The 1663-nt window shown below is 65.3% G+C and carries 1 protein-coding gene; it reads left to right on the forward strand.

Annotated features, from left to right (window positions below):
- The coding region (locus tag AB0M52_RS33775; protein ID WP_363961936.1) for an amino acid adenylation domain-containing protein at nucleotides 1–1663 on the forward strand (1663 nt) is incomplete at both ends.

Below are 1663 nucleotides of genomic sequence, written 5' to 3' on the forward strand. Positions count from 1 at the left end.
GGTCAGCTACGGCTACGGCACCACCGGCGCGCGGATCCTGCCGTTCCTGGTCGGCAACGTGCCCTTCGAGCGCCTCGTCGAACTACTCAACCCCCAGCGCTCCCTCGCCTACCACCCACTCTTCCAGGTCATGCTCGCCTTCAACAACATCGACGTGGAGACTGCGGCGTCCGGCGCGAACGTGCCCGGGCTGATCGTGAGCCAGGAGCACGCCGACTCCGGGTCCGCCCGCTTCGACCTGCTAATTCGGGTGGTGGAGCGGCGCGGCCCCGATGGTGCACCCGAGGGCCTGGCAGGTGAGGTGGACTACGCCACCGACCTGTTCGACGAGGACACCATCCGGCAGCTGACCGACCGGCTGCTGCTCCTGCTGACCACCGCCAGCACCGACCCGGACCGCCGGATCGGGTCGGTGGATGTGTTGGGTGTGGTGGAGCGGCGTCGGTTGTTGGTGGAGTGGAACGGCGAGGGTGCGCAGGTCGGCGGGGCAGGTTCGGGTGCCTCGGGGTTGACGGTTCCGGGTTTGTTTGAGGCGCAGGTTGGTCGGTCGCCGGGCTCTGTGGCGGTGGTGTCCGGTGGTGTTGGGGTGTCATATGCGGAGCTGAATGCGCGGGCGAATGTGTTGGCGCGTCAGTTGATTGGTTTGGGGGCAGGGCCGGAGGATCTGGTGGCGGTGGCGTTGCCGCCGTCGGTGGATCTTGTGGTGGCGTTGCTGGCGGTGTCGAAGTCTGGTGCGGGTTATGTGCCGGTGGATGTGTCGTTGCCGGCGGAGCGGGTGTCGTGGTTGTTGGGCGATGCCCGTCCGGTGTTGGTGTTGAGTTGTGCTGAGGTGGCTGCGGGTCTGCCGGATGGTGGGGTGCCGTGGTTGTTGGCGGAGCAGTGGGGTTCTGCCGGCGAGCCGGTTCGGGAGTCCGTTTCGGACGTGGTTGATGGTGAGCGGTTGTCGGCGTTGTTGCCGGCTCACCCCGCGTATGCGATTTATACGTCGGGATCGACGGGCGTGCCGAAAGGTGTGGTGGTTGAGCATCGTTCGGTAGTGGCTTATTTGGAGCGTGCTCGATCGGCTTATCCGGAGGCGGCAGGTGTGGTGTTGGTGCATTCTCCGGTGGCGTTCGATCTGACGGTGACGGGGTTGTTCACGCCGTTGGTATCGGGTGGTTGTGTGCGGTTGGGCGAGTTGGACGAGGGCGCCGTTGCGGGTACTCGTTCGTCGTTCATGAAGGTGACGCCGTCGCATTTTTCGGTGTTGGAGGCGTTGCCCGATGAGGTGTCGCCGTCGGGTGCGTTGGTGGTGGGTGGTGAGGCGTTGCATGGTGAGGTGGTGTCGCGGTGGCGCGCGCGGAATCCGGGTGTGACGCTTTTCAACGCGTATGGTCCGACGGAGACGACGGTCAATTGCACCGAGTTCCGGTTGGATCCGGGTACGGTTTTGCCGGCGGGCCCGGTGCCGATCGGTCGCCCGTTTCCGCATATGCGGGTTTTTGTTTTGGATGCGGGTTTGTCGCCGGTTCCGGTGGGTGTGGCGGGCGAGTTGTATGTGTCGGGCTCGCAGGTGGCTCGGGGTTATGTGGGTCGTGCGGGTTTGACGGCTGGCCGGTTTGTGGCGTGTCCGTTTGGTTCGGGTCGGATGTATCGGACTGGGGATGTGGTGCGGTGGCGTGCG

Origin of the sequence: Micromonospora sp. NPDC051296 (assembly GCF_040682255.1) — a bacterium.
GTDB classification, from domain to species: Bacteria; Actinomycetota; Actinomycetes; order Mycobacteriales; family Micromonosporaceae; genus Micromonospora; species Micromonospora craterilacus.